Source organism: Mesorhizobium sp. ESP7-2, from assembly GCF_020164715.1.
In the GTDB taxonomy this organism is placed as follows: Bacteria; Pseudomonadota; Alphaproteobacteria; order Rhizobiales; family Rhizobiaceae; genus Mesorhizobium.
On sequence record NZ_JAIUGQ010000018.1, the window covers coordinates 1 to 25,246 of the forward strand.

The window sequence follows — 25,246 nt, forward strand, 5'->3', positions numbered from 1 at the left end:
GGTCTCGGGTGGGTTGGACGGCTGGTCTCGGCGTTGAATACGCTTTCAATGACCATTGGACCGCTGGCGTCGAATGGAATTATTACGATTTTGGCTCGAAAGATGGCGCGAGCAGCCTAGATCCGGCCTTCGTGCTCAGCGCTCGCGAGACCGAGAACACTGTCGTCGCCAGAATTAACTACAAATTCTGAGAGTACGTGTCGGTCGCTTAAGCAGAATTCTTTCGCCGGGCGATAGTGTACGCGAATTCTTGCCAACCTCGTCGGTCACTCGGAACCAGTCCTTCGCCCATCTTTTAAAGACAGTCTTGCAGGCATTCATTTCCGATGCAGCCGAATCAGGACTATTCGCTTGGACTTCCTTAGACCGAATGACGCGATCATAGTGCATTTCCGCAACAACATAGACAGGCATGCGACCTACCCAACAATGCTATATTTCCCCAATAGGTAGTATTGCGCAGCGCATGATCGACCGCAAGTGGTAGGCCGTATTGGAGCCATATCGCGGAATGTGCTATGGTTCTCTTCGTGGGCAAAAGGCAACGCGGGCTGGGGAAGTGGCTCGTGGAGCGAAGTTGACTGCCCAGTATCCGGTTTGGCTGGGCTTCTTGGAAGCTTTTCGAACTTTTTGCCTCGCCCCTCCAGGTGAATTGCGGGCGTTTGTGAAGAAGGTCGGGATATAAAAATCCGCTATCGGATAGCTTTTGTTGACGCACTCCCTCTTTGGACCAGTACCTTCTGGAGTTAGCCATGGCGTCGGCGAAAATTCACGACCCCTAATGCGCTTGGGTCAAGATCCTGGTCTGATCCTGCCTGAGGCTGGCCAATTCGTTGGTCGCGTACTGTTGAACTGAGCGGTCGCGGGAAGCGGCCGCTGCGTTGAAATGGGCTATAAAATAGCGGTAATCGCCTATTTCGTGGCGAATGAAGCTTTTATCGAAATTTGCGCTCGGAATTGATGCAAAGCGATTTTGGACCCTGAGATGCGTCGCCGACAGCCTGCTTGAAAGCGCAACGCCCAACCGGCTTGCAGTCTGTCTCAGCCGGGCCTCAGCCTGACGATGCCGCCCGAGAAGATAGGTGCCGAGTTCTCGGACCGCAGGGAGCTGCGCCCGCCTTTCTGCAATCCTTCCCATGTCCTGCTGTTGAATTTCGATTTGAATCGCCCACTCCAGGAAGGCACGGTCAGAGCGGCTCTGGGAACAAGCCGGCGTGGCTGCTGAAATTCCAGCAGCAAGCAGCAGTCCAAGAAGTGCCCGGAGCGGCCCGTTGCGAGGATGATCAGCAACTCGAGCGATAGCGTGCTTCACGTCATTGATCCATCGGTCTTGATTTAACGACAGTCTAACAAGGCAGCCCGTGCAACGGTTCCCTTCCATACGATGAAAACGGTGGCTGCCGAAGGCCGAGCGGCAGCGCGAACAACCTGGATCGAATCGCCTGCGAAGCATTCCCACCACCAAAGGGCTCGTTGATGGAAGCTCGGGCATGAAGGTTCGAGCCGTTGGCCAAGCCGAATACCTTGATTCGTACCGAGCGGCTTCATGCGCTCATCGAGCGGCTGAAGGGCATCAACGAGATGGCCGATGAGGCCGTGACAAGGCAATCACGGAAGCCGTGCTTGATGTTGGTGGCGTAGCGCCGCAAAGCTGGTGCGAGATTGACGTTGCCCCCAGTTTCTATCCAGTTCTGAGTTCGTTTCCGGCGTTGGGTGTGCCCTGCTGGGCGGATGGAGCGACGGGCGCTGGCGCGGAGCCGTTGGCGTAGCGCGGCGCGAGGGCTATCTGTTGTAGGGTCCAAGTAACTTTCCGCGGCTTGCGGCGCCGAACCGTTTGTTCAGCGCGGGCAAATTTACACTGCCACGATAGTCATCCCAATGGCTGCTGGGCGCGCCTAGGATAGCACATCGATCTTTATGGCCGCATTCACCGCTTGCAAAGTCGTGCCACCAGGCCCCGAAAACCCAAGGGCAACCAAACCGTTTGAATATCGATTTGATCTGTTGCAAATGCACTCTGTCTCAAGAAATCTTCCAATCCTTTCCGATCAAATGTTTGCCGGGTTTCCGGACCAATGAATTGCAACCTTCTCCTGGAAGAGCAATCCGTCGCATAGATCGACATTGTTCCGCCCGGGCGGAGAACCCTGCGGGCCTCCGCGAGGGCAGTTCCGATCGGCAAACAAAAATAGATTACGTTTACGGCCAGAACCTTGTTGACCGAGACGCTTTCCAGCGGCAGTCGCTCGAAGGTCCCCTGGATCAGTTTCAGCTTTCCATGTTGAATTGCGGCTCGATTTCGGGCTTGGGCTTGGCGAACCATGACCGGAGATAGATCCACCCCGGTAATGGTGCCGCTGCGGACTCGTTTGGACATCTCCCTGAGCGCGAAACCCGGTCCGAATCCGATTTCGAGCACATCATCCTGTTCGGCGATGTCCAATATTTCGATAGCGCGCCTGTTGGGCAGATGATTTATCAGCCCCATAACCGCCCCTGTCACGCGCCCGCACATACCCTCCGGCATAGAAAACTGCTGGGCGATAAAGTTATGCAGGCCCAGGGTGCCATCAAGGGTTTTCAAGACCGACTCACGCTGCGGAACCGGAGGGGTGCACGGATAAGGCGCGCCTTGAAGGCCAAGCCCATAGTCTCCGGTGCATCTGTCGACCCTTTGAACCAATTGCATTACCGGCGGTTCCTGGTTTGTTTTATCCAACATTCATTCTTGCTTCCGGTTGGAAGCCGACCAAGATGCGTCGTTGGCAAGTCAACGATCGGGGCGACAAATACGCCCGTCGAGCAAATGATCGGCGAAGTCGTGAAGCGCCAGAGTGGCTTTTGGCCATCATGCAATTCGGAGCATGGACCGATGCAAGCCTAGTCCACATATAGCCATTGCGCGACTCACAAATCCGTATGGTTTGGAAGCGGCCAGTCGCTACATGGCGTAGCTCGGCCGAGCACGGACGGCGAAACCGATCAGCCGGATGGCGAGAGGTAGAACGCTACGCCGGCCGCCATCATTGCCGGTTATCGTGGAACAGGCTCCATGCCGTGCCGGTCAGAAAACAATCAGCCCATTCTGTCCATCACGAACGCGATGACGTTTTCTGGCGGAGTGGTATCTACGAACACGAACACACGCCGACGACGGAGCCGTCGCGCTAAGTTCTGCCGCAACTGCACTAACGTGGCCGACGAGGATCAATATTGCAAAGCCCGCTCCCGCGAGGAGTGGATCGCAGGAGTCGATGCGATCAGGAAGTCCGGTGCCCCGGTGAAGGACCATACCACGACGAGGTGTCCGGACGGCCGGATTGCTCTGCCTGTCAGCATTGTCAGGCTCGATCCTTACGAAACCGTAAGTTACCGGACAACTGCCGGCAAGGATACTCTCTAGTATATAAGGTCAGCGGTACGCGAAGTGCGCTTCTGCGGCTTCTCTCACAGGCGGCGCGGCGCGTGCTGGAGCCACAACCTGTCATCGCACCGTGCTTTTCGGAGGGGAAGGTGCAGGGCCGAACGTCAAGTCCCCATACGATCCCGTCCACCCCCTGTTGGAGTTTCCTATTCGGCGTGGTGCTCCTCCTTCCTCAGCGATACTCTGCTGTCCTGGGCGCTCGTCTTGATCGTCATTCTCGTTCTCGACCGGCTGATACTCCAGCGGAAGGCGGGCGTCGTTTTCGAATCCTTGAAAGCATGGGTTCCGGGCGAATCGAGGGAGCCAGCGCGACCTCGAAAGGACTCGTGACCCGACGGATGCGAGCTACCAAACCGATCCGGCGGGGACTCTTCTTCGCGACGATGGTCACGGTAGCTCTTCTGCTCGCCCGGCCCGGATATTGTGCGCCAGCCGAAAGCTCTCTCCCGGATCAGCCAATCAACACCCCGCCAATACCCATAAGAAAACCGCAGCCGGTGGATCCGGCAGTTGCAGCCACTCCTGCGGACGCGAGCGCGCTCGGCGACTACGACGTTCTCATCGCCGACCGCGGCAATAATCGCCTCCTCCTGGTCAGTCCGCAAAAGAAGATCCTCTGGGAATATCATTTCGCCGACGTTCCGCCTGGCTCGGGCGCGGACGACGCGTTCTTCGCCGACGACGGCAACAGCGTCATCACCAATCTCGAACATCAGCAGGTGATCCGCATCATCGACCGGAAGACAAAAAAGGTGACCTGGGAATACGGCGGCCTCGGACGGCCCGGTTCGAACCCGGGCTATCTCGACTTTCCCGACGACGCCTACAAGCTGCCGAACGGCGACGTCATTGTCGCCGACATCCGCAACTGCCGAATTCTTGACATTTCCCCTGACAAGAAGATCGTCCGGCAGGCCGGGATCACGGGGCGATGCTGGGGAGAAGCCCCAGCACTCGACTCTCCTAACGGCGATAAGCCGCTGCCGAACGGCCACGTGCTCGTCAGCACGATCCATGATCATTCCCTGATCGAGCTCGACCAGAACTGGAAGGAGATCCTGCATCTCAAGCTGCCGATCCGGTATCCCTCCGATCCGCAAATGACTAGGGCCGGAAATTTTCTAGTGGCGGGCTACACGAAGCCCGGAAAAATCATCGAGATCAGCCGCGCTGGCAAAATCGTCTGGCAGTACAAGCCCAAGCCGGACGAAGAACTCAACCGTCCCTCGCTGGCCATCGAGCTGCCGAACGGCAACGTCCTTGCAACCGATGATCTCAACCAGCGCGTGGTCGTCATAGACAAGGCGACCAACACGGTGCTCTGGCAATATGGCGTCACGCAGCACCAGGGAAGCAATCCAGGCTATCTGCACATCCCTGACGGCCTCGACATCATCAAGACGGACCAGGACCTTGCAAAGGCAGGCTGACATGAACAACCTTTCCATCCGGCGAATGTTCGCGTGCTCGGCGCTTGCCGCACTGATGATTCTCACCTCGGCTGCGACCTCGGCCGACGCCGCCGGTGCGCTGCATCGGATCGGCGCGGTCACATGGCAGCCGAAGCGCTATATTGGTCAGGAACTGGAACTTATGGGCTTTCCGCTCGCGCGACATTCCGACTACGTGCTGTTCTCGGACGAGGCGCACGGTCGGATCTCGGCGCATGATCTGCCAGTTGTCGGATCGGGCATTGCCGGTCTGGAATTGCATCGGCGGTATCGAATCCGCGGCAATTTCGTCCGTGGTGGCCTCAAGGCCAGCAACGGCAGCCAGTATCATCTGGAACTGACGGCGCCTCCGTACCTCACCGACCGCTAAGAGCCTGCCGTGGCGCTGATGAAGTCAAGTTTGCTGGGTGCTCCGGTTTATCTGTCAAACGGCTTCCAAAACCCCCGACGCGCGGACTGGTTTGGCTCTGTCATTTTCTGAAATTCTGAGAGTATTTCCGGGAAATTCTGCGCAGGTATCGGACCACCCGCGCATTTTTCCAAAAATCGGGTGAGATAGCCGGTCGCCATTCGACTAATACCTCTTTACAATATGCCGGTGATCAAACGGTCGGCTCGCGTGTTCTGCCTGTAGGCTGCGCGCACCAGCGTAGCCGCCATGATTGCCGTGACGGCCCCGCCGAGAATGTCGCTGACATAGTGCGTTCCCAAATAAACGCGTGACAGCACGACCAGCAATGCGGCCGCCAGAAATGCGAGCCCGCGGCGATGCAAGCCGTGCACCAGAAACGCCGCCGCGATGGCAAAGCTCGCGGTGGCATGGTCGGACGGGAATGAGAAATCTACGGTCCGCCCGATAATCAGATGCGTGACATGAGCGTCGTAGGGACGCACCCGCTGTACGAACAGCAACACCAGCTGATTGATTCCGAGACCAAGCAAGAACGACAGGCCGGCTGCCACTACCACATGGCGCATGGTCCGGTCCGGCTGGGGCGGCCACCATTGCAAGGCGACTGCCAGCACCATGAGCGGAACGCCGAGCGTCGATATCCAGACCATGATGAAATCGACTGCGGGAGCATGTCCCGTCCAATTGTTGATCCAGGCGGTCACTGCGGCATCGATTTGGTACATTTGGGGATTTCCGTCTGTTTTCGGGCTCGTTTCAGGCGATCAACGCACGCGCCAGGTGATGGCGGAGTTGGTGATATAGTTCCAAGCCGAGCCGACGGCCGCGGCGGTAAGCCCGGCCGCCCACCAGCGCGACGGACTGGTGTAAAGAAGCGTCGACACGCCGACGCCCGCCACCACACCAAAACTGCACAACGCCGCGAATATCGCGAATCCGGTGACGAAGCGCCAGCCCAGCCGGCGCTGGTCGCGATAGGTGAATGTGTTGTTCAGTGTATAGTTGAACGCCATGGCCGTGAACATGGCCGCGGTCTGGGCTACCGCGAAAGGCAGGCCATGGGCCAGCAGCGTATGCAGCACGCCGAGGTGGACCACGACACCGGCCGAGCCGACAAGACCGAAGGCGAGAAACCTCGTCGAGATCAGATCGCCCGACGCCTTGGCGACCAGCAGTCCCAGATATTCAAGCACAATCAGGGAATCGAGCTTGCTTTGTCCATGCAGGCGCGGACCGAACACATAGGGGATTTCCCGGATGCGAAGCGGCGTCGGCGACGATGCGACAATGTCCAGCAGGATCTTGAAGCCTTGCCGCGACAGGCGCGGCGCCACCGCATCGACGATGTCACGCCGCACCATGAAGAAGCCGCTCATTGGATCACTGAGCGGAACCCTCAGCAACAGCCGCGCGAGATGCGTCGCCAGCCGGCTGCCTCCCGAACGCAGCCGGCTCAGTCCACTGTTAGCATCGCCATCGTCTCCATAACGGCTGGCCACCACTAGGTCGGCCCCGCCGCCTCGCATCGTCTCGAACATCGCGGCAAGACATGTTTCATCGTGCTGGAGATCGCCGTCCATGACCACAACGATGGGCGCCGAGCTGGACAGGACGCCCTCGAGGCATGCCCCGGCTAGGCCGCGGCGGGCGATGCGCCTTATACCGCGAACCTGACAATCATGGCTGGCAATGTCGCGGACAGCCGCAATCGTCCCGTCTTTTGAATCGTCATCGACAAAGACCACTTCCCAATTGATCCCGAGCAGCGACTTGTGCAGCCGCGCAACCAGCAGATCGATGTTGGCGCGCTCGTTCAGCGTTGGGACGACGACCGTGAGTTCCGCCCCGCGGCGTTGCAGCGATGCACCGCTGCTTGTATCCGCCGCCAGTTCGACGTCTGGCACTGGGTATGTCGCCTGGTTCAAGGACGCGGTCCGCCATCGTTTGCTTGGCCGTTGCCCGGCAAGTGTGCTTGCGATGCCACAATACGGTTGACCGGCAGGATCAGGATTTCGAAGACGGGAAAGCCGGCGATGCGCTGTATCAGGCGCCGGGGCGGGCCATCGACGACGTATCGTCCGTCAAGGCTGTCGCGATACTCCTTCTCGCGAGCCGCTTCCTTGCCGAAGTCCAGGGCGCCGACGAAGAAGCCCGCGCTTCGCGTCTTCAAGCGCCCGTCGTCCATGAACTGGAAATGGCGCGGGTCGCCCGGCAGCACCTCTATCGGTACGTCCGGTCCAAGGGCGGCGGCGGCCCGCGCCGCCTGCATCCAGTTCGATGCGACCACATAGGCGTTGGCGCCGCTGAGATCGCTGCCCTGCGGCTCACTGGTCAACGCAGACCAATCGACGAGTTGCCAATTGACGTCGAATTTCGGCGCTCGTTCATAAAACGCCCGCGTGAAGGCGCCGGTCCGGACCTGCACCGCAAACCCCATCGTCAGCAGCGGAACGACGATGGCGGCGATAGTGAAGGACAGCCGCAGCAATCCAGGTCGGCGTTCGGTAAGACGGCTGCACCATTGCCCGAAGAGCGGAAAGGCGAACAGGAAGCCGCTCATCGACCAGTGCGGCAGGGAATGGGCGCTGAACAGGGCGACCAAGTCGAAGAACACCACCGGCAGCGCCGCGATGGTCACGAAGAACCGATCGGCCACCGAACCGCTGCGGGCTGCGCCCCACATGCACCCCATGGCCAGAAGCCAGGTCGGCGGCCACAAATAGCCAGCCTGGCCCAGCAACGTGATGGCAAGATTTCCAGGATGCAGGGCATGGCCATCCTCGGCAAGGCCGCGGCCGGTCTGGAAGGCAAACGAGATCCAGCCATGGTCCATATTCCAGATGATGACGGGCAGCAGACCAAGCGTTGCGATGGCGCCGGCAATCCAGGGGCCTGGCGTTCGCAGTTCGGCCCGGCCGGACTGCGTCGACACCAAGACAAGCAGGGCCGAGATGCCAAACAGCCCGGACTGGTACTTCGACATCAGCGCCAGGCCGAAAGCGAAGCCGACGATGATCCAGCGGAGCAAAGCGAAGCGTGGCCGTTCGCCCAGAACCATGGGCATGGCGGCACAGGCGCTGGCCAGAAGAAAGAAATCGAGTGGCCCGTCGGGCACCACGAAATGCCCTGCCGAAATAAGAAAGAACGGCGCAACGGTGAACCAGGCCGCGGCCCAGAATGCGGCAACCTTGCCGTAGGCATGGCGCGTCACTTCGAAAAGCAGCAACGTCGAGAGCGAGCCGAGCAACACATAAGGCAGCCGAGCGGCCAGCCGGCATTCACAGCCGAAAACATCCGCCATCAGACGGGCCAGCGCGAAACCCAGTGGCGGGTGGTCGAAATATGAAAGCGAATGGCTGCGCGACACCACGACCGCGTAGGCCTCGTCGATCGACAGCGGAATGACCGAGGCAAGTCCAATCCGGAGCACCAGAAATGCGACGACCACGACAATCAGCTGGAAAACAGGGGAAGCAGGAGTGCCTTTGGCCAGGCTTGCAACGCGCGGCCTGGCAGCACCGGTATCGTCCCAGAACTGATCCAACAGCATTGGGTTACCAGACCCAAAGCACGTAAGAACGTTCGTCCGCGAGCGGTCCATGGCCGGGCATGACGATCAACAGGCAGACAATGGCGAGAAGAGCCACGGTCGTGGCGATCCGGATCCACTTGCCCGATAGGGTGGAGTAACCGCGGTCCAGCATCTTTGGAAGTCACCCCTCGAACTCGCCAGCTTATGGACACGTAGCCGCTGCGGTTCGTCGGCGACTATGTCCGATCAAACATACGGGAGCGTTGCCGGGGTATTACAAATCCGTAAGGCCCGTTTGCCTGCATGCACAAGGCTCGCACAAGCGCTGAGAGCAACAATCGCCCATCGTGTTGGGCAACGAAGCCGCGGCCGGGACGGCCGCACCACCGCGTGACGGAAGGGCTTGAGACTTTGAAAAGCGCGGTAGCCAAGGCACAGGTGTCGGAAAATTCGAACCTCATCTTGGGTAAGGCCCCCATAGTCCGCGCCGTCTTTGAAGGAAGGGATATTTCCCCAATATGGGACGGGCTGTTCTCGCGCGTATCTGCTGATCTCAACGATGCCGCTGCGTTCCTGGATGTATCGATCCTCCTTCACGCGATCGGAGAGGAAGACAAGGCTGCCATCAGCCAGAAGGCCGCGCTCGAGATCAGTCGAAAATACCGGATACGCAACGGACAAGGCACAGGACCGAACGTCCTTGTTTTCGTGACGGCCGGCGACTTCATGGCGAACACGCCGATCGAATTTCTGCTGGAGGGCTCCGACGCGAACCTGCTGGTCCACTACGTCGACGCCGACACCGCGGACCTGAACGATGTTCCCGAGCACGACGTCGCCTTCGTGGCCGTCGGAGAGTCCGCGGTAAATCTTCCAGTACTGGAAAACCTTCACCGGCTGCTGCGCGGCTGGTCCGGCCCCATAATGAACAACGCGCCACGTCTCATCATGGCCCTGTCCAGGGACGGGGTCGCGGAGGCGTTGAAGCATGAGCCTTCGATCCTTGCCCCGCCCGCAGCGCGCGCTGATCGGGCGCTGATCGAGAGGCTGGCTTCGGGGGAAATCGAGGTCGACGCAATCCTCGCGGCGACCGCGTTTCCTGTGATTGTCCGCCCGGTCGGCACGCATGCCGGCAAGGGAATGGAGAAGATCTCCACGCGACCGGAACTCTCCGCCTATCTGAATTCGCAGGACGAGAGCGAATTCTACATCACGCCGTTCATCGACTACAGCGGGACGGACCGCAAATTCCGCAAGCAGCGCGTCGCGTTCATCAACGGGCGGCCCTATGCCAGCCATCTCGCGGTCTCCGAGCATTGGATGGTTCACTACCTCAACGCCGGCATGACTCATCACGAAGACAGGCGCGCCGAGGAAGCGTTGTGGATGGCAAACTTCGACAACGATTTCGCGGTACGTCACGCTCGTGCATTCGATGCTCTTCATCGACTTCTCGGGCTGGACTACTTCGCCATCGATTGCGCCGAACTCGCAGATGGCCGTCTGCTGGTGTTCGAAGCCGATGTCGCGATGATCGTTCATTCCATGGATTGGGAGAGCATCTTCCCCTACAAGAAAAGCGCCATGCGCAAACTCTTCGCGGCATTCGAAGGCGCACTGGCACGGCGCGTGGCGCGGACGACGTCCACGCCAGCGATCGAATGCGCCCATACGGGAAAACCTGCGATCTATCAGAGAACTGATGACGACTGCCTGGTCTGTGTCCTGGCGATGCTCACGGGCCGAACCTACGAACAAGTCGAGGAAATCGCACGAATCTGCGATCCCGCATACCCTCTCGGCGGACCGATGAGCCATTCCATCATGCGGGGCGTGGCCAACAAGTGCGGTTTCGTTCTTCTGAGCAGTATCTACATGCTCTGGGCCAAACCCGCGATCATAGGCGTGGTTTCACCGACCGTTCCAAACACCGGCCATGCCGTTTTTTGGGACGGAGAGAAGATCATCGACCCGGGTTTTTGCGAACGCGTCGATCGATCCTATGTCGACCGATGCGGGTTGGAGTTCACTCAGCGGGCGAGCGATCTCGAACCGTTGATCAGTCATGACGCCAAGATCTCTTACCTGGCCGGTGCCGTGGCGGTCAGTGAACCGCTTTAACCGAAACCAGTTCGCTATCCCCCCGACTACGGAGAACGTCATGCCTGCAATTCAGCTTGGTATCCCGCAGGTGCCGGCGAATCCGACCTCGGAAATGGGTGGGTGGGATCGCGAGCTCCATTCGCCGGCCTCCCTTTCATTCCTGCTCGGGACAGGTGGCGACAGGCGCATCTGGCCGGATGCAATCACACGGCGCAATCGTTATGGAACGCGCACGACTTCGGCGGACGATGAGATCTCATTCTCGTCGACAACGGCCAGCAACGCCTCTCGGGAGGGGTTGATGGCGGCCGGGGTCGAGCTGCGACGCCTCATTGATATCGAATCACGTTCGCCTGTCGCATCCGATCGATGGTTCGGTGACATTCGAGAGCGAATTGTTTCCGATCTTGGCTGTACGGGAGCGCAAGTCATTCTCGCCGCTTCCGGGACGGATGCGGAGCTTCTCGCGCTCTGCACGATTGCAGGCCTCTCCAGGCGCCCCTTGACCAATTTGCTTGTTGCACCTGACGAAACAGGAAATGGGGTTCCACGGGCGGCGGCAGGGCGGCATTACTCGGATTTGACGGCACTCGGTAGCGCAGTCGAGACTGGTGCTCCCCTTGAAGGGCTGTCACCGGGCCGCATTGAAGTGCGCACGATTGCCATCCGCGACGAGAAAGGCAAGCCTCGACATCAGCATGAAATCGATGCCGACATCATCGCCACCGTCGAACTGGAGCTCAAGCTAGATCGAGATGTCCTCGTCCATGTGCTCGACACATCGAAAACCGGCTTGCCGGCCGTGACCCGACAAGCCGCGCGCCACGCCGCGGCTCTTGCCCCAGGTCGGGTGCGGGTTATCGTCGATGCCTGCCAGTTCCGTGGCTCAATTTCCCAACTGAGGCAGGATCTGGAAGACGGTTTCGTGGTGGCTGTGACGGGATCCAAGTTCATCGCCGGGCCTCCTTTTTCCGGCGCACTTCTCATCCCCGCGGGATTGGCCGGAGATATTGCGGCAAGTTCCGATATTCCGGCAGGCCTGGCGGAATATACCGCGGCTCAAGACTGGCCGGCGACCCTTCGCCAACGGATGACCTTCGCGTTCAAGTCGGAATTGAATCTGGGCCTGGGTTTACGGTGGGTCGCTGCGTTGGCTCATCTTGACCCCTATGCAGAGATCGATGAACCCCGGCAACACCTCGTCAAGGAACAGTTTGTTCGCCTGGTTCGCTCACGAACTGGCCCGCTCAGCGGTATTTCCCTGCATCAGGATGATGACGGCGACCATCTCGGCTCACGGGCAATGGTCCCGCTGACCGTCACAAATAGCGCGGGCTCCTTCGCTTCGTTCGAGGAGTGCCAAACCATTCAGGTGCTGATGCGCGGTCTCAACGAGGGCCCGATCTGCCACGTCGGGCAAGCCGTGCGTGTCGGTCCGCGCACGGTGTTGCGCGTCGCGGCCTCCGCCCACGATGTGATCAGCGTCTCGAAGAGGATATCGGCGGGCCAGTCGTTGCATCAGGCGTTCGCTCCGATCGAATCAAGGCTCGATGTATTCTTCGAGAAACTATCTGCTGTCCTCCGACATCCGCTAGATGCCTGATGTCGCGATCCATCGAGCAGAAACGCCCAGCAGGAAAAGGTGTGGCCGAGACCTCCACCAGCCTTGATCCATCGAACTGGGATCAGTTTCGCGAGGTAGCGCACGGCTTGCTGGCCGACATGATCGCCCACATCGAAACGATCAGGCAGAAGCCGGTATGGCAGCGACCGACCGATGAAACGCGCGAGAGGTTTGCCCGCCCGCTACCGAACGGTCCTCGCGAATTGGGCGATGTCCTGGACGATGTGCGCAAGCACATCATGCCATTCGCGACCGGCAACCTGCATCCGTTGTTCATGGGATGGGTTCATGGTGCTGGTACGCCGATCGGAATGTTGGCGGAAATCGTAGCGGGCGGGCTGAACATGAACTGCGGCGGCCGCGACCATGCTGGCCTGGCGGTTGAACAACAGATCGTGCGCTGGATGAGCGAAGCCCTTGGCTACCCCACAGGCGCGAGCGGATTGTTTCTCACCGGCTCTTCGATGGCAAACTTCGTCGCGGTCACGATCGCCAGGAACGAAGCGTTGGGTCAGTCCGTTCGGGAGACCGGCCTGGGGAACTGCGACCGCCAGCTCGCCGCTTATGCGTCCAGAGAGGCTCATTCCTGCATCGCGCAGGCAATGCAATTGTCCGGGATCGGATCGGCAAATCTGAGGACCGTCGCGGTTGACGACGCCGGAAGGATGCTGCCTGACGCACTGTGCGCAGGCATCAGGGAGGACCGGGCGAAGGGACTTTTGCCATTTTTGGTCGTAGGTACCGCAGGTACGGTAAACACCGGGGCTATCGACCCACTTGCGGAAATCGCCAATATCGCGTCCGCGGAAAAACTCTGGTTTCATGTCGATGGAGCTATTGGCGCACTCGGCGTGTTGTCAGATTCCCTGCGCGGTTTGTTCAAAGGCATCGAAAAGTCGGCATCGGTGGCCCTCGACTTTCACAAGTGGGGTCAGGTTCCTTATGATGCCGGATTCCTGCTGGTGCGGGATGGCGATGCCCAGAAGCGTACATTCGTGCAGCCTACCGCCTATCTACAGCGGGGCGAACGCGGGCTTGCCGCAGGCGAAACCTGGCCTTGCGATCTAGGTCCGGACTTGTCGCGCGGGTTTCGCGCGTTGAAAACATGGATGACGATCGAGGCGCTTGGAACGGTCCGCATGGGAGAGTCGATCGCGCACACCTGCATGCTCGCACATTACCTCGCGGAGCGCCTGACGAGTTGCCCTGCTTTCGAGCTGAAGGCGCCAGTGGCCCTTAACATCGTCTGCTTCGGCATTCGTGGGGCCAACGCCGAGTTTGTCCGCAATTTGGTCATGAACCTGCAAGAATCCGGCTTGGCTTCGCCCTCATGGACAACCATCAACGGCGAGCTAGTGGTGCGTTGCGCTATTGTCAATCACCGAACAACTAGAGCCGACATCGACGAATTCGTAGGATTTATCGCCAAATACTGCGCCTAATTTGGTCGTGTCCCATCAAGTGGTGTAGCTGGCGGTTACGAAGCCGCTCGCGAGCGCGCCGTTAGTAGCGCTGTAGCGAGTGAGCGGGGTGTCGGTGGTCATCGGCGTTTTCCGGTAGGGTTTGGTTGTTGACGCCAACCCCATTTCGGAAGGACCACCGATGACCGACGACATGATGAACCTGCGCACGCTCGTGGAGAAGACCCCGGATGCCGATCTGCTGCGCGAGATGATCGGCTTTGCCGCCGAGCGGCTGATGGAAATGGAGGTGGGCGCGGCCACCGGCGCCGGCTATGGCGAGAAGAACCCGCTGCGGCTCGCCCAGCGCAACGGCTACCGCGACCGGGACACGATCCGACCCGGACGGCCATGCTTTCGTGATAGCCACTCCAAACGCATGAATCTCACCCCCGAAGCACACAGGTTGCCTCGGGTCCTGGAGGCTGCCGACGCACATGCCACGGTTCGGCGGTGGGCTGTCCGGATGCGTCACTTGTTTATGGTTGTCGGTTCCGGGACGCGCCAGGGCTCTGACGTCGAACGCCAATCACTGAATTCCGCGACGAGTCGAGCGACGTTGTCTCGGAACCTTGACCGCAACATAGGCGGGGCCATAATGCCTCCACGGGTCGCATTTCCATGACCCGTACTGGGAGGAATTATGAAAAACACAATAGACGACGATCGACGTAATTTTCTGACAGCAGCGGCTGTTGGCGGCGCCGCTGCTCTTCTGGGCGGCTTCGGGATCAGCCAGGCCCGCGCCGCCGCCGCTGCCTCAGGCCGTTCCGAAAAGTCGCTCAAGGCAGCGTTCTCGAACGCCGGACTTCAGGCGACTTGGTGCGCCCAGGGCAAGGCGGCGGCGGAATACTGGGGCAAACTGTTCAACGTTGAGGTGACTTGGTTCGACGGCGAACTCGATGCGGTAAAGCAGCGCGCGGCGATCGACAACATGGCTTCCCAGAAATGGGACTTCGTGGCGATCCAGGCGTTTGGCATCGGCACGCTGGTGCAGCCGGTGCAAAAGATGATCGACGCCGGGATCCCGGTCATCGACATGGACACGCTGATTGCGCCACTCGACAAGATCAATGTGCACAGCTTCATCGCGCCGGATAATGAGTTCATGGGATCATCGGTGACACAGGCGCTCATCACCGCCATTGGCGGCAAGGGCAAGGTCATCACCACGCAGGGCGCGCTCGGCCACACGGGTGCTCAAGGGCGAAACCGGGGCTTCGAATCCGTCGTCAAGCAGCATCCCGACATCGAAGTTCTGGAAAACCAGCCGGCCGACTGGGACGTCACCAAGGTGGCGCGGCTATGGGAGACCTATCTTACGAAATATCCGCAGATCGACGCGGCTTATTTCCACAATGACGACATGGCGCTTGCGGCGTACAACGTCATGAAGGCCCATAACCGTACCAACATCAAGATCGGCGGTTGCGACGCCATGCCCCCTGCAATAGCCGCCGTTGCCGAAGGTCGCATGCACGCCACCGTGCGGAATCCATCCTGCCGTATTCATGGCGGCGCCATTGTCGCCGGCGTCGCCGCCGTGACAGGTGGCGAGAAGTCAGGCGAAGGAATCCCGAAAAGCGTTGTAGCCGACGGTCCCGTGGTTACCAAGGAAAATGCCGCCGGCATGCAATGGATGGAAGACCATTTCCTGATCTGATCTTCGTCCCAAATGGCTGGCGGATCATTCGCCAGCCATTCGCCCAGCCACTAGACAATCGCCACGCGGACAGAATGAACGCTCAAACTGAAGCCGCCTTGCAAGAGGTCGCGCCACGCCTTCGCATGGATGGGATATCGAAATCCTTCGGCGGCGTGGTGGCGCTTCACGATGTGGATTTCGTGTTGCGCGCCGGCGAGATCCATGGGCTCGTTGGGGAAAACGGCGCCGGCAAATCGACCCTGATGAAGATCATCGCCGGTGTGCACGCCGAATATAAGGGCCGCATGTTCATCGACGGAGAGCAGGTCCATTTCCGCTCGACCCGAGACGCGCTTGCGGCCGGCATCGGCATGGTGCATCAGGAACTGAGCGTCGTTCCCGATCTCACCGTCGCTGAAAACGTGTTCCTCGGCAAACAGCCGACGAAGGGAGGGCTGATCGATTGGCCCGGCATGGTGGCCGCAGCCCGGCAACAACTCGCCAGCCTAGGCATTGAGGTCGATCCCCGTGCGTCGATGGGGTCGTTGTCGATTGGCCTTCAGCAGCTAGTTGAACTCGCACGCGTGCTCTTCTCGGGGGCGCGGATCATCATACTAGACGAGCCTACTTCGGCGCTGTCACCTCCTGAGGTGCATCGCCTGTTCGAGGTGCTTCGCAGTGTTCGTGCAAGCGGCCGCAGCATCGTCTTCATCTCCCATTTTCTCGACGACATCCTCTCGGTTTCGGACACGGTGACCGTCTTCCGGAATGGCCGCCGTGTCGTCACAGAAGCCGCGGCCTCGATCGACAAAGGCTGGGTTATCGAACGTATGATCGGCAGCGGTCACGAGGAGCTGGAGGAAAGCTATACCGGCGCCATCGCCCTCAACAGCAAGTCCGAGGCGCCCGTCGTCCTTTCAGCGAGAAATCTTACGGTAGGAGGCGCGGTCGCCGATGTGTCGCTGGATGCGCGGGCCGGCGAGATTCTCGGCATCTACGGCTTTATGGGGTGCGGCCAAGTCGAACTGGCGCGGACACTGTTCGGCAAGCTCAAGCCGAGCACCGGGATGTTGGCCATCGAGGGCGCGGCGAAACGTTTCCGCAACACGGCGCACGCTCGTCGCGCGGGAATAGCCTTCGTTCCGGAGAGCCGGCGTTCCATGCTGTTTTACCAGGAACCGGTCTATAAGAATGTCTCGATCAGCGTGCTTGGCCGCATCTCGCGCCTCTGGTTGAACCTGGCAGTGGAACGCGAGATCGCCAGCCGCCAAGTCGAACTGCTAAATATCCGTCCGCCGAATGTGATGGCGCTGCTCTCCAGTCTTTCCGGCGGCAACCAGCAGAAGGTCGCGCTGGCGAAATGGCTGACATACATCCCTAAGGTGCTGATCTTGAGCGAGCCGACCCGAGGCATGGATGTTGGCGCCAAAGACGATGTCGTGAAGATAGTGCGTGCGTTGCGCGACCAGGGCCTTGCTGTCATCGTTGTCTCGGCCGAGCCCGAAACCGTCCTGTCGCTCGCCGACCGTATCATCGTCATGAAGAAAGGCCGGATCGTGCGCGAGTTCGCCAGCGAAACGATCAGCAAGGACCGGCTACTCGACGCCGCTTGAGGAAGAACGCCCTATGATCATGCCAGTTCAAGAAACCTTGAAAGGGTCGCAGTCGCGGGCTGGCGCCTTCCTGCGCAACCGGATGCGCAACATTGCGCCGTTCGCCACGCTGATCATCCTGCTCGCGTTCTTCAGCATCGCCAGCCCATCTTTCCTCAGCGTCGACAACGGGGTCAACGTGCTGACGCAGATTTCCGTCACGGGCGTCATCGCGGTGGGGCTCACTTTTGTCATCCTCTGCGCCGAGATAGATCTTTCGGTGGCGGCTATCGCCAATGCCACCGGCATTGCCGTTGCTTATTTCACAATGCAGGAATCTTACGTCAACATTCCCAACATTCCCCTGCCAGGCTATGCGGCGATCGGGTTGGCGCTGCTCATCTGCGCCTTCCTGGGCCTGGTCAACGCCTTTGGCACGACGCTGATTGGAATTCCCTCGTTCATCATGACACTGGCCATGATGCAGATCGGCGCTGGCATTTGCGCGCTTCTGGTGCGCGGCCAGATCGCCTATGCCGTTCCCGATCTGGTTACGATGATGGGTTCCGGCACGATAGCCGGATTTCCTTGGATCATCATCGTGCTGGGCGTATTCCTGCTGGTCGGTCATATTGTTTTGACCTACACGCGCTTCGGCCGATATATCTACATGGTCGGTGGCAACCGCGAAGCGGCGGAATATTCCGGTGTCAACGTCAAACTGGTCTTAGGCGCGGTGATGGTCATTTCAGCGGTCTGTTCCGGTGTCGCCGGGATGATTGGCGTGGCGCATTTCGGCAGCGCCCAGCAGAACGAGTTCGACGGATATCTGCTCGACGCCATCGCAGCGGTGGTGGTCGGTGGCACCAGCCTCTTTGGCGGCCGTGGCGGGATTGGCAACACGATCATCGGCCTGTGCATACTCGGCGTCCTCAACAATGGCCTCGATCATGTCCAGATCGACAGTTTTTTGAAAATCCTCATCCGGGGGATCATTCTGCTCGTCGCGCTGATCATCAATGTCTATGTGCAGAATCTACGTGATCGGGAACGCGTCTGATGCCCAGCGGTTATTAAGGGGCCAGCGGCTTCCCGGCACTGGCTCTTGCGACAGATTTGGGCCGAAGTTTAGATGGCAACTCGTGTGCGCTGCGTGCGCTCAGCCGTCATGGCGAAAGGCATCGCATTACCGCGTGCGTTCCTGTGCACTCGGTGCGACTTGAAGTCCAGCGACGCTCTCGAGCGGAACTAGAGCGGTTCACGAGTTGATGGAAAAGGGATTCCGGATCAGTCGGTTTTGTGATTGAACTAAACCGCTGCCGCGGTAGCTGATGCGCCGGTCTGGCCTGAGGAGGGTCCTTGTCTGAGAAGATTTGGTGTCGAGCCAACCTTCCAGACAGGAGAACCCCAGATGGAGCAGACCAGTCCTCTGCGTCAGCGGATGATTGAAGATCTGACGATCCGCAATTTGTCACCGGAGACCCAGCGATCCAACGTGCATCACGTGGCGAAGTTCAGTCGATTTTTTTGGACGATCACCGGTCAACTGGGATACGAAGAGGTGCGCGCTTATCAGGCCCACTCGGTGGGCCGCACGGTCTCGTGGGGCGCGTTGAACCAGGCCGTTTGCGCCTTGCGTTTCTTCTTGCGGCGTGACGCTGGGTCGATCTGATCTGCCTGGACAGAAGGTACAGGCGTGTAGCAACCTGCCTGCAGGGCCCGATACCGCCGTTGATTGGTCGCACTCGCCCAGCTTATTGCGGTACCGACGCCACTGGGCTATTTTAGCAGTTGTGGGAACAGCATCTGCCATCCATCGCGGGTGCGACCTTGCCGTTTCGGCAGATTGGAAGTCTTTAACAGATCAGGTTGTCGCAAGCTGTGTCTTGTGCCCTCCAGGTCATGAGCAGTTAAGGATGCGCCATGCTGCGATGTTTTGCATTCATTGCGGCCCTGATGCTCGCGTGCTTCACGGCTTTCCAAGCTTGTGCCGATCGAAGGGTTGCCCTTGTCATAGGCAATTCCGAATACCGCGAGATTCCGGTCCTCAAGAATCCGGACAAGGATGCTGCGGACGTGTCAAACACCTTCCGGCTGGCCGGATTCGACGTGTTCGTCGCCAAGGACCTCACCAAGATCGAATTCGAAAAGCAGTTCCGCAACTACCTCGCGGCGGCGGACGGCGCCGATCTGGCGATCGTGTACTATTCCGGCCATGGCTTTCAGATCGGCGGTGAAAATTTCCTCATCCCGGTCGATGCATCGCTCAGGAACGCGGCCGACATTGAGGTCCAGGCCGTCAAGCTCGACGATGTGCTACAGGAGTTGCGCGCGAAATCGAAGATCCAGGTAATCATCCTCGACGCCTGCCGCAACAATCCGTTTCCGCGCAAAGACTATTGGTTGCGAGACCAACTGATCACTGCCGGCGACACCGGCCTTGCGCAGGTGAAAAGTTCGCTGAACACGCTTATAGCCTTCGCCACCGAGCCCGGTGCCGTCGCTTATGACGGAAGTGGCGATCTCAGTCCTTTTTCCTCCGCCTTCTCCCGTCGCGCGCTGGCGCCGAACCAGGAGATACGCTCGGTTATGGCGGCTGTTCGCCGGGATGTGGTCGAGGCTACGGCCGGCAAGCAGGTGCCTTGGGAAAACTCATCGCTGATCGACGAGGTCGTCCTCATGCGTCGCGCCAACCGGCCCGCACTGCCGCCTGTGTTGGAAAAGGTCGTGCCGTCCGGCGTCGGCCCCGTCGCGCTGGACCTGCCGGAACCGGTCGATGTCGATGGCGGCGCGGTCACCGTCAGCATCGAAAGGCCGCCGGCGTTGGGGCGTCTGATTTTGGACGGCAAGCCGGTTGCGGCGGGTCAATCGATCGCCGGCAAGGATCTCCCGCGATTGGAGATGGACGTCCCCAAGGGTGCTGGCGCCCAGGAAGAGGTCGACATGATGGCCTATGCCACACGCGACAATTGGGGTGGCGAATCCCAAGGCATCCTGGTGTTCCGGGTCAAGAATGGAGAGGGCGCCGAGGGCAAGCAGCTTGTGGCCTCGCTCGAGTCCGAGCAGAAGCAGGAAGTGGTGGAACGCGGCATTCACATTACGGGCGCCGCCGAAGCGATCGAAAACCGTGACGTTCAGGTTCCCGTCGGCGTCGGCCCGGTTCCGTTGAAGCTGGATTTCCCGACCAAGGATCCCGCGGTCAGCCTAAAGCTCGCGAGCTATCCGGCAACGGGAACGTTGTCCCTGCCGGATCGGGCCTTGTCGCCTGGCTCGAGCGTGATGGCCGATGAGGTCGATCAGTTGCGTTACGAACCACAGATCGGCGCCGTCAAGCCACTCATAGTCGGCTTCGAAATCCGGGCTGACAACGCTTCATCCAAACCGGTCACAATGCAACTCTCGCCAAACGTTGACCCGTGCGACCAGGCTGCCGGTGAACCTCTCGACCTGCAGGGTGTTGTCCCGGGCCTGCTGCCGAATGAGATCGGCGCCGATGCGGTGAAGGCCTGTGAATCGGCGGTGAAAGCCTATCCCGACGTCGCCCGCTTCCACTATGAACTCGGGCGTGCGCTGCTGGCAGCCGGCAAGGTTGATGACGCGAAGAAGGCGATCCAGGAGGCTGCCGACAGGGGGCATGTCCGCGCAGTGTTCGAGCTTGGCTATATCGCTTCATCCGGCATCGGGGCAGCCGTGGATCCGAGCAAGGCGAACGGTTTCTATGCGAAAGCGTCCGACAAAGGCGACCCCTATGGAATGACTGCCTGGGGCCGCGCCTTGTTCAACGGTCTCGGCGTTAAGCGTGATACGGGCAGGGGCCTGGACCTGCTGCTCAAGGCGGCGGCCATGGGCCACACCTATGCTATGAACGACCTCGCCGCGATCTTCACCGAAGGTCGCAATGGCGTGCCTGCCGATCCGGCTCGGGCCGTTGCCTTTCTCAAGGCGGGCGTCGAGCGCCAGGACATGTATTCCATGAACATTCTCGGACGCAACTATCTCAGTGGGCGCGGCGTAGAGAAGGACACAAAGCAGGCGCAGGCCCTTTTCCAGAAGGCGATGGATCTCGGCCAGCCCTATGCGCCCGGCAGTCTCGCGCGCATGTACCGGGACGGTGACGGCGTGGAGCAGAATCTTACTGAAGCGCAGAAGCTGTTCGAACTGGCGACCGATCGCGGCGACTATTCGGCCGCCTATGATCGCGCGGCTATCGAGATGCAGAAAGGCGACAAATCCGATCAGGTCGTCGCCGTCCGTTATCTGGCTTTCGCTGCAGGGCTCGATCTTCGCAACGAGTTGCCGAGCGCCCGGACCACGCTGGCGCAGTTTGGCGCTAAACCGAAGACGGCTGCCCTCAAGCAGCTACGCTCCGAACTCAAATCGAAAGTCCCCGCGGGCGGCTCGGTTGACGATCAATTGGTCAAGACGGCGAGAGCCGTCTGGGAGCAAGCCAATCCGCGTCGCGATCTGTTCTGATCAACAAGGAGGCAATGGTGGGCAGGGCATTGAAGCAGGCGGTCATCGCGGCAATCTTATCTCTTGCGGTCGTTGGGTGCACGACCGTGACGCCTAGGATCGAGCCGGCGCCGGCAACGAAACACCGCACCAAACAGGTTCGCGTGACGACGGCGCCGAATGTGGTCAAACAGAAGAAGGTGACTGCCAAGAAACTGGTCAAACCGGTCAACGATGGGCCCACGCCTGTTATTATACAGCCATTGGGCGGCGGCGGGGCCGGCGGCGGCGGCGGCGGCGGGTGGTGATAGCGGCGCAACCTCGACACACGTTCTTCCGAAGCGAGATGACTCGTCTCGCTTCTCCGCAACTTGCTAGAACCGCTCGCCAATCGAAGGCAAGTGCTCTATGCTCCCGCCACGTGCCGTTATCGAGATCGGGTTGTCCTGGCGGGGGCGTTCCATGTTCGAAGTCGTTGCATTCTGGCGAGCGCGAGCAAAAGCGCAGCGTCCTGACCTGATCATCTTAGCCATATTGGGATTGCTGGTCTTCGGACCGCAGACAGCGAATGCCGCGCCGAACTGGACGCTCGACCCTGACGCCTCGGTGCTCACCTATCAGTCGGTCAAGAAGAACACGGTCGTCGAAACCAACAAGATCAGGAATATCACCGGCACGCTGAATTCCGCCGGTGATGCCAAGATCCGCTTCGATCTCAATTCCGTCGACACGGGCGTCGACCTGCGCAATGTGCGCATGCGCTTCCTGTTCTTCGAAACATTCAAGTATCCGACGGCCGAGCTGACGGCGAAGGTGGACCCAGCCGCCTTTGCCGACTTGCCGGCCAAGCGCCGGATCAAGGCAACCTTGCCGTTCCGGCTGAGCCTGCACGGCGTCGACAAGGATCTGGAAGCGAGCGTCGTCGTAACCATGATCAGCGACACTCAGGTTTCTGTCGCGTCGGAGGCTCCCGTCGCGGTGCATGTCGAGGACTTCGGCCTGCTGCCGAACGTCGACAAGCTGCAGCAGGCCGCCAATGTGACGAACATCGTGCCCACCGCCTCGGTGTCCTTCGACTTCGTCTTTGTCGCCGACGGCAGCAAGCCGGGCGCGGTGCAGACAGTCGCCGCCGGAACCGCCGAAGTCGGTCCCGTGGCCACCGACGCCGCTAAGGCCAATTTCAGCGACGAGGAGTGCCTCAACCGGTTTGCCGTGCTGTCGCGCACCGGCGCCATCTACTTTCGCTCGGCCAGCGCCCGGCTCGATGCCAAGAGCCGTCCGCTGCTCACCGAAGTTGAAGGGGTCGTCGGCAAATGCCCGACCCTGAAGGTGGAGGTGTCCGGCTACACCGACTCGGACGGCTCGCCCGAAGCAAACAAGGCGCTCTCCGAACGGCGAGCGCAGGCGGTTGCCGATGCGTTGGTCGCCGGTGGCGTGCCGCGTCAGCAGATCAGTGCCGCCGGCCATGGCGAGGAGAGCCCGGTTGCCGCCAACGACACGCCAAAGAACAAGGCGCTCAACCGGCGCATCGAATTCTCCGCCACGAAGCTCGCGAACTGAGGTCGGGGTGGGTTCCCGTGCAATCGCATTTTGCACCGTCTTGCTTCGCGGCTCCGGCCTTGTCGCGCTTGTCCTGCTTTTGACTTTGACGGCCGCCAGTGCCGAGCGCCGCGTCGCGCTGGTGCTCGGCAACTCGCAATATCAGCACGCCGCGCCGCTGGCCAATCCCGCGCGCGATGCCCAGGCGATGGCCGAGCGCCTGAAGAACCTTAGTTTCGAGGTGGTCTCTGGCTTCGATCTCACCAAGCAGCAGACCCAGACCACGGTCGCCCAGTTCGCCAAGCAGGTGCGCGGCGCCGATGTGGCGCTTTTCTTCTATGCCGGCCATGGCCTGCAGGTTTCAGGCAAGAACTATTTGCTTCCGGTGGATGCCGCACTCGAGGACGAGACCTCGCTCGACTTTGAGGCCGTGTCGGTCGATTTCATTTTGCGCCAGATGTCTCGCGAGACAAGCATACGGCTGGTGTTTCTGGACGCGTGCCGGGACAATCCTCTGGCCGATGTGCTGGCAAAGACCGCCGGCATCAAGGGTGCAAGCAGTGGCCTTGCGGAAATTCCGATCGAGAATGGCGGCGCTGGAACGCTCGTCGCCTTTGCCGCCAGTCCCAACCAGCTCGCCTATGACGGGTCTGGCGACCACTCGCCCTTCACGACGGCATTGCTCCAGCACATTGGGGAATCCAATGTCTCCATCACCGAAGCGATGAACAGGGTGACCAGTGACGTCTTCAACGCGACCGCCGGCAAGCAACGCCCCTGGATCAACGTCTCTTTGACCACCGAGGTTGTCCTGCACAAGGTCGATCTCAACGCGCCGCTGATCGTCGGCGAGGCGAGCACCCGGCAAGCTGAAGCCGGCTCTGACGCACGCAACACCGGCGCTTCGCCAAGCCAGAATGCCGATCAGCTTGCGCTTGATACCCTGCGTGCGAAAATCCCGAAGCTGGCTACCGACGGCCCTATCCTTTTCGATCGTCCCATCAAGTTCGGCGACCCGGCGATCGACGGCAAGAGCATCGCCCAACTGATCAAGAGCGAACCGCTTTTCAGTCCGGTGGAAGGCCTCGACAAATCGGTCTGGGAAGGCAAGCACTGCGAGACCTGCCATCAGTGGAATGAGGCCCGGCTTTGCGAGCAAGCGAAGAATTTCGCCGCCAACGACGTCTCGGTCCTGCGCCTGCAGCATCCGCTCGGTACCCGCTTCAAGGTCGCGCTGGCCAGGTGGGCGCAAGGCGGCTGCCAATAATGCCGGACTGATGTCGGCGATGACGGGCGGCGCGTAGGGATCGGCGAATGCCGTTACGCCTCCATCTCCGCCATCTGGATGCCCATTTCGACAAAGGCCGAAAGCACGGCAAACCGGTCCGCCAGCGAGGCCCGGGCCAGCGCGGCCAGAATTCCGGCATTGACGGCATGGGCGGCAGGAAATCCGGTCGACACCATGTTGAGGGTCGGGTCGCGCCACACCGCTGCCAGAGCGATCCAGGCGGCCGGCGTCGCTGGCGGCAGGTCCAGGGAATTGCTCAAGACCGCTTGATGGTCGGGATTGTCAGGTTCGCCGACGCGGTCGTGGACAAGCGCCAGCAATTCGAGATCCCGGTCCGCGAGGAGCTCGGCGAGAGTGCTCAGGCATTCATGTCCCCACCAGACGGCGGCTCGCTCGGGCAGGAGGTAGGCACAGAACGTGATTGCTTCTTCCGGCACGCGCCCCGCAAGCAGGGCTCGGCAAAAATCAAGTGGCGGCTGGCCGGTGGCCAGCGATTTCATGTCCCTGGCGATGGCGGGACAAGCAAGAAACAGATCCCGTGCCGTTCTGTATCCGAGTTCATTGGCCATGGCTGCCATACCCCGAGAGCCACCAGAACAGCACTCAAGCCTGTGGCCGAGCGCCGGTCAAGCGTCAGTCGTTGGCAGGTGGCGGCCAAGGGCGGCATGCGTTTGTCCACAGACAATCGCTTCCCGATTTGATATGATGCCGCCAGCGAAATCCA

20 protein-coding genes and 1 pseudogene are annotated in these 25,246 nt (G+C 60.3%); 15 read left to right on the top strand and 6 right to left on the bottom strand.

Going from position 1 to position 25,246, the window contains the following annotated elements; translation table 11 throughout:
* On the top strand, positions 1-191 hold a 191-nt coding region (locus LB543_RS18095), incomplete at its 5' end, for an outer membrane protein (protein ID WP_224615039.1).
* 587 nt (positions 192-778) lie between these two features.
* Here LB543_RS18095 and LB543_RS18100 read toward each other — a convergent pair.
* Positions 779-1,312 (bottom strand): DUF4142 domain-containing protein, encoded by a 534-nt coding sequence (locus LB543_RS18100; protein WP_224615040.1) that lies wholly within the window; start codon positions 1,310-1,312, stop codon positions 779-781.
* Positions 1,313-1,927: 615 nt separating this feature from the next.
* Positions 1,928-2,584 carry a class I SAM-dependent methyltransferase gene (locus LB543_RS18105; protein ID WP_224615041.1) on the bottom strand — a complete coding sequence of 219 codons (657 nt, stop codon included), beginning with the start codon at positions 2,582-2,584 and terminating at the stop codon, positions 1,928-1,930.
* 1,166 nt (positions 2,585-3,750) lie between these two features.
* Here LB543_RS18105 and LB543_RS18110 point away from each other — a divergent pair.
* Positions 3,751-4,854 (top strand): hypothetical protein, encoded by a 1,104-nt coding sequence (locus LB543_RS18110; RefSeq protein ID WP_224615042.1) that lies wholly within the window; start codon positions 3,751-3,753, stop codon positions 4,852-4,854.
* Position 4,855: 1 nt separating this feature from the next.
* Positions 4,856-5,245, top strand: coding sequence for a hypothetical protein (locus tag LB543_RS18115; protein ID WP_140765527.1), 390 nt, complete (start codon positions 4,856-4,858; stop codon positions 5,243-5,245).
* 215 nt (positions 5,246-5,460) lie between these two features.
* Here the strand turns inward: LB543_RS18115 and LB543_RS18120 are convergent, their stop codons facing one another.
* The 3 genes from LB543_RS18120 to LB543_RS18130 are packed head-to-tail and all read right to left on the bottom strand — an operon-like array spanning position 5,461 to position 8,837.
* Complete coding sequence (locus LB543_RS18120) at positions 5,461-6,012, bottom strand: phosphatase PAP2 family protein (protein WP_224615043.1); 552 nt, start codon at positions 6,010-6,012, stop codon at positions 5,461-5,463.
* Positions 6,013-6,051: 39 nt separating this feature from the next.
* Positions 6,052-7,191: a glycosyltransferase family 2 protein gene (locus LB543_RS18125; protein ID WP_224615044.1), complete on the bottom strand. Its 1,140-nt coding sequence runs from the start codon at positions 7,189-7,191 to the stop codon at positions 6,052-6,054.
* 17 nt (positions 7,192-7,208) lie between these two features.
* Positions 7,209-8,837 (bottom strand): ArnT family glycosyltransferase, encoded by a 1,629-nt coding sequence (locus tag LB543_RS18130; RefSeq protein WP_224615045.1) that lies wholly within the window; start codon positions 8,835-8,837, stop codon positions 7,209-7,211.
* 372 nt (positions 8,838-9,209) lie between these two features.
* Here LB543_RS18130 and LB543_RS18135 point away from each other — a divergent pair, with 372 nt between their 5' ends.
* From LB543_RS18135 to LB543_RS18190, 12 genes and pseudogenes are all read left to right on the top strand, one after another.
* Entirely contained in the window at positions 9,210-10,940 is a 1,731-nt protein-coding gene (locus tag LB543_RS18135; protein ID WP_224615046.1) for a RimK family alpha-L-glutamate ligase, read from the top strand.
* Between the two features lie 40 nt (positions 10,941-10,980).
* On the top strand, positions 10,981-12,525 hold the full coding sequence (locus tag LB543_RS18140; RefSeq protein WP_224615047.1) for a hypothetical protein: 1,545 nt from the start codon (positions 10,981-10,983) through the stop codon (positions 12,523-12,525).
* Positions 12,525-13,988 carry a pyridoxal phosphate-dependent decarboxylase family protein gene (locus LB543_RS18145; RefSeq protein ID WP_224615048.1) on the top strand — a complete coding sequence of 488 codons (1,464 nt, stop codon included), beginning with the start codon at positions 12,525-12,527 and terminating at the stop codon, positions 13,986-13,988. Before LB543_RS18140 ends, LB543_RS18145 begins: the two co-directional genes overlap by 1 nt.
* 160 nt (positions 13,989-14,148) lie before the next feature.
* Positions 14,149-14,337: pseudogene (locus LB543_RS18150) on the top strand (transposase); the annotation flags it as partial.
* A 312-nt stretch (positions 14,338-14,649) separates the two neighbouring features.
* The gene (locus LB543_RS18155; protein WP_140765539.1) at positions 14,650-15,669 is read left to right on the top strand and encodes a sugar ABC transporter substrate-binding protein; all 1,020 of its coding nucleotides are present in this window, start codon (positions 14,650-14,652) and stop codon (positions 15,667-15,669) included.
* A 74-nt stretch (positions 15,670-15,743) separates the two neighbouring features.
* Entirely contained in the window at positions 15,744-17,264 is a 1,521-nt protein-coding gene (locus LB543_RS18160) for a sugar ABC transporter ATP-binding protein (RefSeq protein WP_411908766.1), read from the top strand.
* Positions 17,265-17,283: 19 nt separating this feature from the next.
* Positions 17,284-18,303, top strand: coding sequence for an ABC transporter permease (locus tag LB543_RS18165; protein ID WP_224615049.1), 1,020 nt, complete (start codon positions 17,284-17,286; stop codon positions 18,301-18,303).
* A gap of 351 nt (positions 18,304-18,654) precedes the next feature.
* Positions 18,655-18,915, top strand: coding sequence for a phage integrase N-terminal SAM-like domain-containing protein (locus LB543_RS18170; protein ID WP_224615050.1), 261 nt, complete (start codon positions 18,655-18,657; stop codon positions 18,913-18,915).
* Positions 18,916-19,199: 284 nt separating this feature from the next.
* Complete coding sequence (locus LB543_RS18175) at positions 19,200-21,716, top strand: caspase family protein (RefSeq protein WP_224615108.1); 2,517 nt, start codon at positions 19,200-19,202, stop codon at positions 21,714-21,716.
* Between the two features lie 17 nt (positions 21,717-21,733).
* A complete protein-coding gene (locus LB543_RS18180) occupies positions 21,734-22,003 on the top strand; it encodes a hypothetical protein (RefSeq protein WP_224615051.1) in 270 nt (89 codons plus the stop codon).
* Positions 22,004-22,157: 154 nt separating this feature from the next.
* Positions 22,158-23,255: an OmpA family protein gene (locus LB543_RS18185; RefSeq protein ID WP_224615052.1), complete on the top strand. Its 1,098-nt coding sequence runs from the start codon at positions 22,158-22,160 to the stop codon at positions 23,253-23,255.
* Positions 23,256-23,262: 7 nt separating this feature from the next.
* Positions 23,263-24,501 (top strand): caspase domain-containing protein, encoded by a 1,239-nt coding sequence (locus LB543_RS18190; protein WP_224615053.1) that lies wholly within the window; start codon positions 23,263-23,265, stop codon positions 24,499-24,501.
* 53 nt (positions 24,502-24,554) lie between these two features.
* On the opposite strand, the gene LB543_RS34160 is transcribed toward LB543_RS18190, so the two are convergent.
* Entirely contained in the window at positions 24,555-25,100 is a 546-nt protein-coding gene (locus tag LB543_RS34160) for a DUF6931 family protein (RefSeq protein ID WP_140763717.1), read from the bottom strand.
* Positions 25,101-25,246: the final 146 nt, after the last annotated feature.